This window comes from Bacteroides stercorirosoris, assembly GCF_900142015.1.
In the GTDB taxonomy this organism is placed as follows: domain Bacteria; phylum Bacteroidota; class Bacteroidia; order Bacteroidales; family Bacteroidaceae; genus Bacteroides; species Bacteroides stercorirosoris.
The window spans coordinates 1-14,517 of sequence record NZ_FQZN01000009.1 but is presented as its reverse complement, the minus strand read 5'-3'; the positions used below and the strand labels follow the sequence as shown (position 1 = coordinate 14,517).

At 43.9% G+C, this 14,517-nt stretch carries 16 protein-coding genes and 2 tRNA genes; 10 read left to right on the top strand and 8 right to left on the bottom strand.

Annotated features, from left to right (window positions below; all coding sequences use genetic code 11):
* Nucleotides 1-113: 113 nt before the first annotated feature.
* The 7 genes from BUC01_RS08280 to ribD all read right to left on the bottom strand — a co-directional run bounded on the left by BUC01_RS08280 (nt 114) and on the right by ribD (nt 8,004).
* A complete protein-coding gene (locus BUC01_RS08280) occupies nt 114-617 on the bottom strand; it encodes an OmpH/Skp family outer membrane protein (protein WP_025834728.1) in 504 nt (167 codons plus the stop codon).
* A gap of 134 nt (nt 618-751) precedes the next feature.
* A complete protein-coding gene (locus tag BUC01_RS08275) occupies nt 752-1,267 on the bottom strand; it encodes an OmpH/Skp family outer membrane protein (protein ID WP_007217074.1) in 516 nt (171 codons plus the stop codon).
* Between the two features lie 23 nt (nt 1,268-1,290).
* Nucleotides 1,291-3,930: an outer membrane protein assembly factor BamA gene (bamA, locus tag BUC01_RS08270; protein ID WP_025834721.1), complete on the bottom strand. Its 2,640-nt coding sequence runs from the start codon at nt 3,928-3,930 to the stop codon at nt 1,291-1,293.
* Between the two features lie 28 nt (nt 3,931-3,958).
* On the bottom strand, nt 3,959-4,693 hold the full coding sequence (locus tag BUC01_RS08265) for an isoprenyl transferase (protein WP_025834719.1): 735 nt from the start codon (nt 4,691-4,693) through the stop codon (nt 3,959-3,961).
* Nucleotides 4,694-4,698: 5 nt separating this feature from the next.
* Entirely contained in the window at nt 4,699-5,394 is a 696-nt protein-coding gene (gene porG / locus BUC01_RS08260; protein WP_025834717.1) for a type IX secretion system protein PorG, read from the bottom strand.
* Between the two features lie 60 nt (nt 5,395-5,454).
* Nucleotides 5,455-6,822, bottom strand: a complete 1,368-nt coding sequence (locus BUC01_RS08255; protein WP_034524678.1) for a BamI family beta-barrel-assembly machinery protein — start codon at nt 6,820-6,822, stop codon at nt 5,455-5,457.
* 144 nt (nt 6,823-6,966) lie between these two features.
* Nucleotides 6,967-8,004, bottom strand: coding sequence for a bifunctional diaminohydroxyphosphoribosylaminopyrimidine deaminase/5-amino-6-(5-phosphoribosylamino)uracil reductase RibD (ribD, locus tag BUC01_RS08250; protein ID WP_073313324.1), 1,038 nt, complete (start codon nt 8,002-8,004; stop codon nt 6,967-6,969).
* Nucleotides 8,005-8,058: 54 nt separating this feature from the next.
* Between ribD and prmC the strand changes: the two genes are divergently transcribed.
* The 10 genes from prmC to BUC01_RS08200 all read left to right on the top strand — a co-directional run bounded on the left by prmC (nt 8,059) and on the right by BUC01_RS08200 (nt 14,141).
* Nucleotides 8,059-8,895, top strand: a complete 837-nt coding sequence (gene prmC / locus BUC01_RS08245) for a peptide chain release factor N(5)-glutamine methyltransferase (RefSeq protein WP_073313321.1) — start codon at nt 8,059-8,061, stop codon at nt 8,893-8,895.
* Nucleotides 8,892-9,371 carry a regulatory protein RecX gene (locus BUC01_RS08240; RefSeq protein ID WP_073313319.1) on the top strand — a complete coding sequence of 160 codons (480 nt, stop codon included), beginning with the start codon at nt 8,892-8,894 and terminating at the stop codon, nt 9,369-9,371. The genes prmC and BUC01_RS08240 overlap by 4 nt, the downstream gene beginning before the upstream one ends.
* Before the next feature lie 81 nt (nt 9,372-9,452).
* The gene (gene pyrE, locus BUC01_RS08235; RefSeq protein WP_025834715.1) at nt 9,453-10,091 is read left to right on the top strand and encodes an orotate phosphoribosyltransferase; all 639 of its coding nucleotides are present in this window, start codon (nt 9,453-9,455) and stop codon (nt 10,089-10,091) included.
* Nucleotides 10,092-10,189: 98 nt separating this feature from the next.
* On the top strand, nt 10,190-10,603 hold the full coding sequence (locus tag BUC01_RS08230; protein WP_025834713.1) for an SRPBCC family protein: 414 nt from the start codon (nt 10,190-10,192) through the stop codon (nt 10,601-10,603).
* Between the two features lie 18 nt (nt 10,604-10,621).
* Nucleotides 10,622-11,962, top strand: a complete 1,341-nt coding sequence (gene argH / locus BUC01_RS08225) for an argininosuccinate lyase (RefSeq protein WP_025834712.1) — start codon at nt 10,622-10,624, stop codon at nt 11,960-11,962.
* A 12-nt stretch (nt 11,963-11,974) separates the two neighbouring features.
* Nucleotides 11,975-12,424, top strand: coding sequence for a Rieske (2Fe-2S) protein (locus BUC01_RS08220; RefSeq protein ID WP_025834710.1), 450 nt, complete (start codon nt 11,975-11,977; stop codon nt 12,422-12,424).
* 83 nt (nt 12,425-12,507) lie between these two features.
* Nucleotides 12,508-12,580 (top strand) — tRNA-Gly (locus BUC01_RS08215).
* A gap of 15 nt (nt 12,581-12,595) precedes the next feature.
* Nucleotides 12,596-12,679 (top strand) — tRNA-Leu (locus BUC01_RS08210).
* Between the two features lie 362 nt (nt 12,680-13,041).
* A complete protein-coding gene (locus BUC01_RS08205; RefSeq protein ID WP_034524677.1) occupies nt 13,042-13,686 on the top strand; it encodes a hypothetical protein in 645 nt (214 codons plus the stop codon).
* A 5-nt stretch (nt 13,687-13,691) separates the two neighbouring features.
* Complete coding sequence (locus tag BUC01_RS08200) at nt 13,692-14,141, top strand: Riean_0653 family protein (RefSeq protein ID WP_073313316.1); 450 nt, start codon at nt 13,692-13,694, stop codon at nt 14,139-14,141.
* Nucleotides 14,142-14,209: 68 nt separating this feature from the next.
* Here the strand turns inward: BUC01_RS08200 and BUC01_RS08195 are convergent, their stop codons facing one another.
* Complete coding sequence (locus BUC01_RS08195) at nt 14,210-14,407, bottom strand: DUF2007-related protein (protein WP_025834708.1); 198 nt, start codon at nt 14,405-14,407, stop codon at nt 14,210-14,212.
* Nucleotides 14,408-14,517 lie beyond the last annotated feature (110 nt).

The window sequence follows — 14,517 nt, the reverse complement described above, 5'->3', positions numbered from 1 at the left end:
GCTTGCATAAAAAAGTTCTGCTGAGATGCCGCTTATCTTATCTGAAGATAGAAAAAGGCGTGGACTGTATGCAATCCACGCCTTTTTCTATCTTTAGATAAGATATGCCTTTCTTATTTGATACCCAGCTGAGTCTTTACTTTAGCTGTTACATCTACGCTTGTAGAACTTACATAAGGTATGGAGGTACGAGCCAGGTCGAAGATATAGATGGCACCTTCTGCTTTACCTACAGCCTGGATAGCTTCGTCCAATTTCTTATAGATAGGTACTAATGCTTCTTGCTGTGCTTTCTGCATATTCTGATAAGCTTCCTGCTGGAATTGTTCTTGTCTTTCGGCCATGTCCTGTAATTCTTTCTGGCGTCTTTCTGCTATGTTTTTGGGCAGAGAGTCAGCTTGTGCCTGATATTCCTGCAATTTCTTCTGGAACTCAGCCTGAGAACGCTGCATTTCTTCTGAATATTGTTTGGACATAGTTTCAAGGTCTGCTTGTGCCTTTGTGTATTCAGGCATTAAAGCGATAACCTCTTGTGAGTTCATGTGAGCAAATTTCTGTGCCATTGCTCCTAACGGAAGAGCGAACACAATTACAAGGAGTGCGATTTTTTTAAGCATAATGTTTATTGTTTATTTAATTAATTGTTCATTGTCTAAGTGCAAATATAGTGCAAACTGAATGCAATACAAAATAAGCTTGCTTATTTTTAATGCTGGAGTGTAGCCTATGTTCGCGGAGCAAATGTATGAAATTAATTTGAATATCCTAACTTTGCGAGGACTTCATTGCTGATATCAATTCGCGGAGAGGCAAAAATGATGCTTGTTGCAGAAGCCCGGTCGACTACTACGGAGTATCCTTTTTGTTCCGAAATCTCTTTAACCGCATTATAAATTTCATCTTGAATGGGTTGCATCAGGCTTTCGCGTTTCTTGAACAATTCTCCTTCAGGACCAAAATAGGTGCGGCGTAGCTCGGCTGCTTCTTTCTCTTTAGCGACAATCGCTTCCTCTTTTTTTCCTTTCTGTTCTTCGGAAAGAAAGACGGCTTCCGATTGATAGTTCTTGTACAACGTTTTAGCTTCTTCGGCAACTTTCTCTACTTCGCTTTGCCATTTTTTTGAAACTTGGTTCAACTGTTCGTTAGCACGTTCGTAAGCCGGAATGTTTTTCAGGATATACTCCATATCAATCAAGGCGAACTTTTGTGCACTGGCTGTCATGCCTACGGCAAACAGCAAGATCATTAATAAAACAGACTTTCTCATAACGTTTGGTTTTTGTGATACAATTAGAATTCCTGTCCTAAGATAAAGTGGAATTGACTGCCACCATATTCTGTAGAACCACGTACTTTATCGAAACCGTAAGCCCAGTCAATACCCATCATACCGATCATCGGCAGGAAGATACGTACACCAACACCAGCAGAACGTTTCAATTCGAACGGATTGAAGTTCTTCACATCCTGCCAGGCATTACCGGCTTCTACAAAACCTAACGCATAAATACTGGTACTTGTTTCCAGCATCAGCGGATATCTTAACTCAAGGCCGAGACGGGTATAAGCGTAACCTTCATATCCGTAAGGAGTCAATGAGCTGTTCTCATAACCACGGAGAGCGATACTTTCCGTAGCATAACTGGAGTAACCGGTCATACCGTCACCACCCACGTCGAATGTTTCAAACGGAGATTTCTTATACTTGTTGTAATGTCCCAACAAACCGAATTCTACGCGACCCATCAATACCGGAGTACGTTTCACGGCTACGGGGTCCATCAACGGAATGTACACTTTGGATTTGAATTTCCATTTATGGTATTCAATCCATTTGTGCATCTTGTTCATGTCTTCCTGATTGCTGGTACTGTATTTGCTGTAGTCTTTTCCATCGAACAGAGAATACGGTGGAGTCAACTGTGCTGACAGGGAGAACTCAGAACCTGAACGCGGGTAAATCGGGTTGTCGATAGAACTGCGGGACAATGTCAGGTTGATGCTGAGGTTATTACATTTACCGTTGGTTACGGGGAAGTATTGCCAGTCGCTCAGGATATAGCGTTGGTAGGACAACTCAGCGGTAAACTGGAAGTAGTCATCCGGCCATTTCAGACGCTTACCGAACATGGCGGCCACACCGAACATCTTGATAGACTTGTCGGGGTCGTAATAGTTTTCGTAACTGTTGTAGTTGCCATAGTTGTACATACCGTAACCATACATACCGCTATACATGCTGTTGTAGTAGCTGTTCATGTACGCCGAGTTGTAGTAACGGCTGCTGATATCTGTCTGCACGGAATAGAAAGCTGACAGAGAGAATGCATTCGGACGTTTACCACCGAACCACGGGTCGTAGAATGAAATGCTATAGGATTGGTAATACTTGGCATTGGTTTGTCCGCTGACAGTCAAAGTCTGACCATCACCTTGCGGTAGGATACCGCGGTAGTTTTCACCCGGATGCAGCAAGTTGGCAAGTGAGAAGTTGGTGAACTTCAAGCTTAACTTACCGATGATACCCGTCTGTCCCCAACCGGCAGAGAATTCCACCTGGTCGTTGGCTTTGGATACCAAGTCGTAACCTATATCCACGGTTCCGTCTTCCGGTCTCGGCTGGATGTCGGGTTTGATTTGTTCCGGGTCGAAGTGTCCCATCTGCTGGATTTCACGCATAGAACGCATCAGGTCTTCACGGCTGAACAAATCACCCGGACGGGTACGGAGTTCACGACGTACTACGTTTTCATACAAACGGTCGTTACCATTGATGCTGATCTTATTGATGGTAGCCTGGCGGCCTTCGAAAATACGCATTTCCAGGTCGATGGAGTCTCCTACGATGTTTACTTCCACGGGTTCGAGGCTATAGAACAAGTAACCGTTGTTGTAGTAGAGGTTACCGATAGCGTCTTCGTCGGACATGGTACGTTCTTCCAGCAATTTCTGGTTGTATACATCACCCTTCTTCATACGAAGCATGAAGTTCAACTGTTCTGAAGGGTACAATGTATTACCTACCCACGTTACATTGCGGAGGTAGTATTTGTCTCCTTCTTCAATTTTCATGAAGATGTCTACCGTGCGGTCATCATAAGGCTTGATGCTGTCTTCTACGATCATGGCGTCACGATAACCCAACTCGTTATACTTGTCGATAATCAACTGTTTGTCCGCTTCAAAGTTTTCTTCTACGAACTTCTTGGTGCGGAATAGATTGAGCAACTTATTCTTCTCGTTGGTCTTCTTCATGATGCGCTTCAACTTCTTAGTTGCTAAAGCCTCATTACCAACGATTGTGATTTCGTGCACTTTCACCTTCTCTTTCTTGTCGATGTCGATATCTACGATAACCTGGTTTTCGTTGGATACATCATCTTTCTGCGAGATGATTACTTCTGCATTCTTAAAACCTTTATCGTCAAAATAGCGTTTAATCAGAGTCTTGGCACGGTCAATGACGTTGGGAGTCACCTGACCGCCTTTGATCATACCGATTCTACTTTCTATATCCTCACGTTCCGACTTCTTCACGCCATGATAGCGGATATCGGATACACGCGGACGTTGAGTCAGATGGATAGTCAGCCATACTTTATCGCCTTCTATCTTGTCGGCTGTAATCTGGACATTGGAGAATAGACCATGACGCCAATAACGCTTACAAGCCTGAGTGATTTCTTCACCCGGCACGGTAATCGTTTGGCCTACGGACAGACCGGACAAGCCGATAAGTACATAGTCCTCATAGTTCTTAACTCCTTCTACTTTAATTTCTGCAATCTCATACTTCTTGGGGGTTCCCGAGTAGAGAATGACTGGTTTTTCCGCATCATCGGTGCCGTTAACATCTTGAGCGGCGCTTGTCAATACACAACCAAAGAGGCAGATAAACGCTGTGAGTATAGAGAAAATACGATAGTGCATTTATGTTTTGGATTAAATATGTTTGGTTTTAACTGATTTGTTCACTGGTTTTACCGAATCTACGTTCCCGTCTCTGGTAGTCGCAGATGGCTTTGCAAAGTTCCTCTTCCCGGAAATCGGGCCAATAGGTTTCGCAAAAATAGAGTTCCGAATATGCGCATTGCCAAAGCAGGTAATTGCTCAGACGGATTTCTCCGCCGGTGCGTATCAGCAAATCGGGATCGGGCATGAAGTTGGTCGTCAGATGTTTCGACATTAAATCGGTGTTGATTTCTTCGGGTGTCAATTCTCCTTTCTGCACCAATGCGGCAATTTGCCGGCTGGCTTCTGTTATTTCCCAACGTGAAGAGTAGCTGAGGGCAAGTACCAGGCACATGCCTGTATTCTTGGAAGTATTTTCTACGCAACTGTATAAGCGGTCTTGTACATTTGCGGGTAACTTTTCTATATCTCCAATAATCCGGAAACTGATGTTGTTCTTCATGAACGTATCTTCTTCGATGGAATCGAAAAGGAGGCCCATCAAGGCTGCCACTTCATCCGAGGGACGGTTCCAGTTTTCGGTTGAGAACGTATATAGGGTCAGATATTTGATTCCCAGTCTGGCGGCTTCTTCGGCAATGATATGCACGGTTTCAGCACCGACCTGATGTCCGTAGCTGCGCTCGTGTCCGCGCTGCTTCGCCCACCGTCCGTTGCCGTCCATGATAATTGCCACATGCTGGGGTATCCGGCTCAAATCAATTTGTTCTTTATATTGCATCTTTTTTAGTTGTTACAATCCTTACATCTTGGGAAGAGGTCGTAGGTAACGAAAAAGACGGTAAATGCATAACTGTCTTTGTTCTTCCAACCTTTTCCTTTTATCTGGTACGGGTCTTCCAGTTGTAAACCTTCCCGTTGGGTAACGTCTAACTGGTCGCTAAGGCTGAACCGCATTGTAAACTCGCATCCTATGTTGATGCGCGGAGTTGCTTTGTATTTCACACCCACCCCTATGGGGATGTTCATCGTGAAAATAGTCTTAGCGGGTTTAGGCGCGAACGTAAATCCTAATCCACCTAATATATAAGGTGTGAACCGACGGTCGCCCCGGTACGTATTACCGGTACCATATCCCCAAAAGTTATATTCAAACTGTGCTCCTAAATCGAAAATCGTCCGTTTGAAAGTGGCGTACTCTCCATTCGGATACACATTTTTGAAATCTCTCGTATCACCGGAAATCCTGCCGGCTGTCAGGTTGCCTTTTATTGCCATATGCGGATTCAACAGATACCGGGCCATGAATCCTCCCGCTATTCCTGTGTTCTTAAACGGGGTACTGCTGTTGGCATCTCCCATATAAAAACTTCCTCCAATAGCACCTCCCAGTTCCCATGTATATTCTTCCTGCGCTGTAACATAACAGAAAGGGAACATGAACAGGCAAAACACTATCTTTATATTTCTTGTAATAGCCATACCGTTTTAATTTTACTCCTTACTATATAAGGAAACGGGAAATTGACTATTTTATTATTGTTATTTGAAACCCAGCTTGTTCTGACGGCCACGCCAAACAGAACCGTCGCTGTTCCATACAATCCAAATATAATGTTTTGTGTCAATGGCCAGAGAGTAATCTCCCTTGTCTTTGAACAAACTTATGTATTCAATCGTATCTTTGTCATCTTCCTTTTCACCCGGAGTGACTTTTATTTCTGTCGGATACCGGAATTTAGTAGCTGCCTCATTCCATTCTATTCCTACGCGAGAGGTACGGATGATATTGAAGTCTCCACCCATCATGTAGAACAGGCCTCCATAATACATGATTGACGGATTCTTCATGGCCGGGCAGGAGAAATCTGTCGGCGTACTCATGCCTGTCCAAGTCAGTCCGTCCATAGTGGTGGGACCGCCCATAGTGAACCAAGGTACTGTTTCTTCAACCGTTGTTTCAGTATTGCCTACTATCACTGTTTGCTTGATACCGCTTGCATTTGTGAAAACAGTGGAATATATGTCTTCCAGAGGGAAACCGGCAGGAATCACTTCTTCACCCTTTCTCCAAGTGGCTTCTTCTGTATCTTTTGCGCAGAAGTAGTTAGCACCTTCTTTAGTAAAGATACCAGTGAGTATATTCTTGTTCCCTATAATTTTGTCTTCCGGAATACCTCCCAGGAATGTTACCATCTGCATCCCTTGCATATCCATTTGGGTCCAACTGATGCCGTTGTCAGAGTAAAATGCTTCTCCACTCGTTGTAGTTATGAACAGCTGGTCATTGAAACTAACGATGGAGTTTAATTTTGCACCTTCCGGAAGTTCAACGTTGATCAGACTCCATTGAAGACTGGCAGGAGTGGACAAGGAACTACGATATGCAGTTGTGGAAGAAGTGTAAACAAACAGTTCTCCTTTCAGAATAACGGATTTTTGCTTACCGGAAACAGGTGAAGCCGGCAGAGCTGCCATTTCTCTCCAGATCAGAGAATCTGGGTCTTGCTTATGAACATTTACTTTGATTGTATATTCACGAACCGTCACGCCGTCAGCTGCATGAACCTTGAGCTTGATAGGCTCTCTCAGGTCAACTGAGTCACTTGTGTTGAATAATGTATCGTTAAGGCCGGAAGTAACCCAGCCTGTTACGCTCAGCGTATCGATCAGGATTTTGTCAATGATGGTATCAGAGCCAACAGGGAGAGAGTCAACGTTATAAATTTCTCTTTTCAGCTGGTCAATTGTGAACTTATAATATATGCCTTTTCCTATAGTATCAATGCCAAAGGCGCGTATTGTTGCGTCAGAACTATATTCATAATTATCATCTGAGTCAAGACACGAACTTATGGCTATTGACATAAGAAGAAAACTCAGGATTACGGATAAAAACTTTATTCTCATTTTCTAAAGATAGTGTTTATTTACAAGTTGCAAAAATAGGAACATTTTTTTCTATAATCAGCATTGCAGGGAAGTTTTATATAAAATTATAGATAATATGCCCGTTTTTCTCGATAAAAAAGCATCAAAATGAGGTGTTTCGGACTATTTTGTCGTTGTATAATGCCGTATACTTCTTCCGAAAGATTGTTCGTTGACATAACTATTTTTATCCCTCATTTCAGGTGCTTTAACACCGGATACTAATCGTATGGGGCTTACTTCGACGAATGCTTCATCCCAAAGGTCGGCATCGATGAAAAATTGTAGCAAGGCACTGCCTCCTTCCACCAAAAGGGATTGGATGCCACGTTCGTATAAAGTTAACATGATTTGCGGCAATATATCCTGCTGGAAATCTATTGGGAGATATTCTATGTTGGGGAGGGAGGGGAGGGGGTGTTCGGTAAAGATGAGTGTCGGTACACTTCCGTCAAATAGATGGAGGGCAGGCGACAGGCGTCGTTTACGGTCTAATACGAGACGCAGAGGAGAGCGTCCGTACCAATTGCGGACATTCAGAGAAGGATTGTCCAATTCTGCCGTGCGGGTACCGACAAGGATGGCGGCATGCTCTGCCCGTTTTTTATGCACTAACATTGAAGTTAAGGGGGTGGACAGAATAACGGGATGCCCGTCTTTCCGGCATAAATCGATAAAACCGTCCGCAGACTCCGCCCATTTCAGGGTGATATATGGTCGATGTAGCTGGTGGAAAGTGATAAAGCGCTTGATTAAATGCCGGCATTCACCTTCCAGTACTCCGACGACGACTTTCCGACCGGCATCTTTCAGCTTCTGTATGCCCCGTCCCGCAACTTTGGCGAAAGGGTCCTGGCAACCGATGACGACACGGGGAATTTGCTTCTCAATAATCAAATCGGCACAAGGTGGCGTTTTCCCATAGTGGGAACATGGTTCCAGGCTTACATAAATTGTTGAATGCTTCAGTAACGAACTGTCTTTAACGGAGCGGATGGCATTCACTTCGGCATGCGCTTCTCCGCAACGTATATGATAACCTTCGCCGATAATTTTTCCGCCACATACGATTACTGCTCCTACCATTGGGTTGGGAGCTGCATTACAAAGCCCGTTCTGAGCCAGCTGAATGCAACGGCGCATATATTTTTCTTCTTCCATGTGTGCTTCCTTTCTCGGATATTTCTTACTTTTGCATCCCAAAATATCCAAATTATGAATATTACCACTGCTTATGTTCGCCGGAAACTACAGGGCTATTATACTCCTCAGGAAGCCGGCAATCTGTCCAGACTTATCTGTTGTGAGATATTTGGGCAACGGACAGTGGATTATTATCTGGGCAAAGATATAACTTTATCTGCAAAAGCGAAACAGGAATTAGAGAGCATTCTCACTCGTTTGCATAATTTTGAACCGATACAATACATTTTAGGCGAAGCCCGTTTTCTCGGAAGAACGCTTTGTGTAACTCCCGATGTGCTTATTCCTCGTCCGGAAACGGAAGAACTGGTTGAGTTGATGCTGAAAGAACTTTCTCCCGCTTCCCGTGTTTTGGATATCGGAACCGGTAGTGGTTGTATAGCTGTCTCTTTGGCAAAAGAATTGCCGGAGTCGCAGGTCACGGCTTGGGATGTGTCCGAAAAAGCTTTGTCTGTTGCTGCTCTTAATGGCGGAGCCTTGCGAGCATCTATCCGGTTCGAACAGCGTGATGTGTTGACCTATACTCCTGATGTAACAGAATGTTATGACGTTATTGTGAGTAATCCGCCGTATGTGACTGAAGCGGAAAAGGCGGAGATGGAACAGAATGTACTGGATTGGGAGCCCTCGCTGGCACTGTTTGTGCCCGATGCGGACCCTTTACGCTTCTATCGCCGTATTGCTGTGCTGGGGCTTGAAATGCTTGTGCCCGGTGGAAAACTTTATTTTGAAATAAACCGTGCTTTTGGAGAAGATACTGTATCTATGTTGCGTGATTTAGGATATCGCACCGTCCGTCTTCAAAAGGATATTTCCCATAATGATAGATTTGTAATAGCCGAAAAATGACAAATATTACTGAAACGGAGGCGCTGAGTAAAGTTGCTGCCTATTGTTCCACTGCGGAGCATTGCCGTGCCGAGGTCTCTGAGAAGTTACAGCGTTGGGGACTACCGTATGATGCTATTGAACGCATCCTTGAACGTTTGGAAAATGAAAAGTATATTGATGAAGAGCGGTTTTGCCGTGCTTTTGTCAATGACAAGTACCGTTTTGCCAAGTGGGGGAAAGTGAAGATTGCCCAGGCACTTCAATTGAAGAAGATCTCTTATAATGTATGCCGACGTTTCCTGAATGAGATAGACGAGGAAGAATACCTGTCTATATTAGACGGTTTGTTACTGGCGAAACGGAAAAGTGTTCATGCCGGGAACGAATTTGAATTGAATGGAAAACTGATGCGTTTTGCCTTGAGCCGCGGTTTCGAAATGAAAGATATCAGTCGTTGTATACAACTTTCTGACGAAAATGAAGGTTTTGAGTGAAAAATCTCTTTATTCTTTTTTTTATTCTCGTTCAGTTTCCGTATTTTTGTGCCATATTTATTATAAATAGCTAATTTAGTTATGAGAACTTTAGAAAAACTATTCGCAGAGAAGTTGCTGAAGATAAAAGCGATTAAACTACAACCGGCAAATCCCTTCACTTGGGCTTCCGGCTGGAAATCTCCTTTTTACTGTGATAACCGCAAAACACTTTCTTATCCTTCTTTGCGTAATTTTGTAAAGATTGAAATTACCCGTTTGATATTGGAACGTTTCGGGCAGGTGGATGCAATTGCCGGCGTAGCAACAGGCGCTATCCCTCAGGGAGCTTTGGTTGCCGATGCGCTGAACTTGCCGTTTGTGTATGTACGTTCCACCCCGAAAGACCATGGATTGGAAAACCTGATTGAGGGTGAACTTCGCCCGGGTATGAAAGTTGTGGTTGTTGAAGACTTGATTTCTACTGGTGGAAGTAGCTTGAAAGCCGTAGAAGCTATCCGTCGTGACGGATGCGAAGTAATCGGTATGGTAGCTGCGTATACTTATGGTTTCCCCATTGCAGAGAAAGCATTCAAAGATGCCAAAGTTCCTTTGGTGACGCTGACGAATTATGAAGCGGTTCTGGATGTTGCACTCCGTACAGGTTACATCGAAGAGGAAGACATTGAGACGCTGAACGAATGGCGTAAGGATCCTGCACATTGGGATGCCGGAAAATAACAGCGGTTTATACTACAAAGTAATTAATATGACGAAAGGGCCATTCGGATAGATTCTGTCCGAATAGTTCTTTTTTGTCTTTTAAAGAGAATCGAAATATGACAAAATTTGAAAGTGGTGTGAAGACGATACCCGCCTCACAGGAACTTGTTTATGAGAAGTTGTCCGATTTGAATAATCTGGAAAAGTTTAAGAGCAGCCTGCCGGAGGATAAAGTGAAGAACTTGAGTTTTGACTCGGAAAGCGTGATGATAGAGGTGGCTCCCGTAGGTAAGATAGCGCTGAGTATCGTAGAGAAGGAACCGTGCAAATGTATTAAGTTTGCCACAACAACTTCACCGCTGCCATTCAATCTGTGGATACAGATAGTCGCCGTTTCGGAGACGGAATGTAAGATGAAACTGACCATCGGCATGGAACTGAATCCCTTTATGAAAGGTATGGTGCAGAAACCATTGCAGGAAGGACTGGAAAAGATGGCCGATATGCTGTCGATAATACCGTATCACTAATCATTAATCACTAAATAAATGGCTCAGAAACTTTGGGAGAAATCCGTTCAGGTAAATAAGGATATAGAACGCTTTACGGTAGGACGCGACCGTGAGATGGACCTTTATCTGGCAAAGCATGATGTATTAGGTTCTATGGCTCACATCACCATGCTCGAAAGCATTGGTCTGCTGACGAAAGAAGAACTGGTTCTTTTGCTCGATGAACTGAAGAATATCTATGCGGCTGCTGAAAAGGGTGAGTTTGTGATAGAAGAAGGGGTAGAGGATGTGCATTCGCAGGTAGAGCTGATGCTGACACGTAGACTGGGTGATGTAGGCAAGAAGATACATAGCGGTCGTTCTCGCAACGATCAGGTATTACTCGACCTGAAACTCTTCACGCGTACGCAGATTAAAGAAATAGCCGAGGCGGTGGAACAACTGTTTCATGTGCTGATATGCCAGAGTGAGCGTTTCAAGAATGTATTGATGCCGGGTTATACTCATTTGCAGATAGCCATGCCGTCGTCTTTCGGACTGTGGTTTGGTGCTTATGCCGAGAGCTTGGTAGATGATATGCTTTTCCTGCAGGCGGCATTCAAGATGTGCAATCGTAATCCGTTGGGTTCGGCTGCCGGGTATGGTTCTTCATTCCCGTTGGACCGTACGATGACTACCCGCTTGTTGGGTTTCGATTCATTGAATTATAATGTGGTTTATGCGCAAATGGGACGCGGCAAGATGGAGCGTAACGTGGCTTTTGCTCTGGCAAGTATCGCCGGTACTATCTCTAAGCTGGCTTTTGATGCTTGTATGTTCAATAGTCAGAACTTCGGATTTGTGAAGTTGCCGGATGAATGTACAACGGGTTCCAGCATCATGCCGCATAAGAAGAATCCCGATGTTTTCGAACTGACTCGTGCCAAATGTAACAAACTGCAATCATTGCCGCAACAGATTATGATGATTGCCAATAATCTGCCATCCGGTTATTTCCGTGACTTGCAGATTATCAAGGAAGTCTTTCTTCCTGCCTTCCAGGAATTGAAGGATTGCTTGCAGATGACGACTTACATCATGAATGAAATCAAGGTGAACGAACATATTCTTGATGATGATAAGTATCTGCTTATTTTCAGCGTAGAAGAAGTGAACCGGTTGGCACGTGAAGGCATGCCTTTCCGTGATGCCTATAAGAAGGTCGGGCTGGATATTGAAGCTGGAAAGTTCTCTCATAGCAAACAAGTGCACCATACGCATGAAGGTAGCATCGGCAATCTCTGTAACGATGAAATCTCTGCACTGATGCAAGAAGTGGTGGATGGTTTCAACTTTCATGGAATGGAAGTGGCTGAGAAATCCTTGTTAGGACGATAAATGCGATATTGTATGCGGAAATTTTGTATAGTCATAGGAATGCTTTGGTTGTGTGTCGTCGGTTGCGGTGACTCATATGAGTCGAGCATTCCTTCTGTGACGTTTAATTTCTCGTGTAGCCTTGCGCAATCGCCTTATTATGTAATAAAGACTCCCGGTCAGTTTCTGAAAGTGGAGAAGAATGTGAATGGATTGCCGGTTGGCTATGCCGGATTAATAATCGGGCAGTCTGTTTTTTCAGAAGGAAATGATTATGTTGCTTATGATGCTGCCTGTCCGGTAGAGGCCAGCCGTAGTGTATCGGTTGAATTGAAAGAAGACGGCTTGGGCACAGCTGAATGTCCGAAGTGCCATACACAGTACAATCTGAGTAGTGGTGGATTTCCTACAGGAGAAGGTACAGAGTATCTGAGACATTATAAAGTCTCTGTGTCCGGTACTACTTTGCAAGTCCGTAACTAATAAAAAACAGCTTTTTTCGTGTAAAAAATTTGGCTGTAACGGGGAAACTCCTTATCTTTGCACCCGTTCTTCGAAAAAGACCTGCGGAAATAGCTCAGTTGGTAGAGCATAACCTTGCCAAGGTTAGGGTCGCGAGTTCGAGTCTCGTTTTCCGCTCTCCTGTTATAGGATGCTCGAATGGTGGAATGGTAGACACGAAGGACTTAAAATCCTTTGGCCATTGCGGCTGTGCGGGTTCAAGTCCCGCTTCGAGTACTGTTTAAAGCTCTGTAAACTATATGTTTACGGGGCTTTATTCTTTTAGGCCGTTTCTTTAGAAAAAGCCTCCTTTAGCATTAAATTGAGTGGCATTTCCTATGAATTATGCGGTTCATGTAAACCAAGATGTAAACCGGAAAATGTATGAGGGTTACAATCAATATACTGTGTTACAGGTCTAATTTTTTAGTAATGGGAAATGGACTTCTTTCTTGTTTATTTACAGTATAATTCAAAGAATCAACAATATCTCTTATATGTTCTTTCCATATAGAAAGAAAAAGATGATATAAAAACTATCGGTATGCAGTACTTTTCTTTTTTTTGCATTTAATAAGAAAAACACTATACAAATCATTATGAAGTACTTGTTTTGTTTCCTTGTAGGGGTATTGTTAACTACCTCTCTGTACGCCCAAAGTGCAGGTGATAAAAGGTCCTCTTTTTCCGTTCATGCCGGGCCGTCATGGTATTTGGGACAATTGATGGGAATCACCGACAGATCGGATGCCTATCGCAGTGATTTACGAAAAGGAGTGGCTTGGGATGTCAGCTATCTGGCGCAAGTTGCCGGCCGGAAGTTGAAGTTCGGGGTGGGAGCGCTGTATCAGGGAAGTTCCTATAAAAATACGCACGACACTGGGGCGGATAAGATTCTGATGCACTACATGGCGCCGCAGGTATCTTTGACGATGGTGAAGAAACATTATCAACTTCAGTTGGCAGGCGGAATAGGCTATCAGTTCTATAAGGATAAGAGTAAGGTGTATGGCAAGCCGCGGGATGTTTCGATGGATAAACTTGCAGGTAACTTGGCGCTTTCGGGCGAGTATTTCCTGACGAGCCACTGGGGAGCTTCGGCCCGCCTGAACTGGTTGGCATCCAGCACAGAAACTTATTCGGTGAAGTATCACGATGAGAAGTGGAATGTGGAAAATCCGAAAACCGGTACCGGTTATTTCGGTCAGTTATCTTTAGTCTTCGGTTTAAACTATCATTTTTGAGCGCTATGAAAAAGTTGTTATTTCTGTTCCTGCTGGTTCTCTGTTGTGCCTGCGAGGAAGATAAGTCGGTGGACCCGACACTGATGCCCGAAGCTACGACGACGGGGCAAAATACGTTAGGTTGTTTGATAGACGGCTGGGTACATACTTCCGGGCGGTTTGGAAAGCCGTATGTCAGTACTTACGATGAAGACGGTAACCATTATGTTACGATTGGTGCGGATGCCGGTGTTTTCACTTCTTTGCATTTTACGCTTGTGAATCCACGGCAGGGGGCTGTCTGTACTTATATCAATGCCAGTTTTGATGGCGTAAAACTGGAAGATGGCGAGGCCTATATCACCCGTATGAACGGAACGATTATCAGTGGAACGTTCAGAGGCGGGAATGTAACAGAGGGACGCTTTGATATACGATATAGTGAGGAGTCCGAAGGAGGAGAAGTAATCTATTAATAAAAAACTGCCCGTTCGGAATAATCTTCCGGCGGGCAGCCTTTTTTCACTTCGTCTTCTCTCAAGTCTTATAAAGCCTTTCGGTTGCTGATAACCCGTACAGCAGCGGTGTACTGTTGACAGGGAACAGACACATGAATGCCGTTGCCTTTGTCTTCAGTTGAAGCGTTGATGTAAGCTGACTTTAACAGCTGCTTCACGCTTTCCACTTCCCAGGGACTACCTGCGAAAACGTTAATCTGAGAAATCTTTCTACTTGTAATCATGTGCTTAAAACTAATTAGGGATATTCAGTAAATGTCCCTCTTTCTAATAAATTAAGAGAACAGTTTTACTTTACGTGAGCTTTTCTCTTAATTTTTTTCTGTAAAGTCTC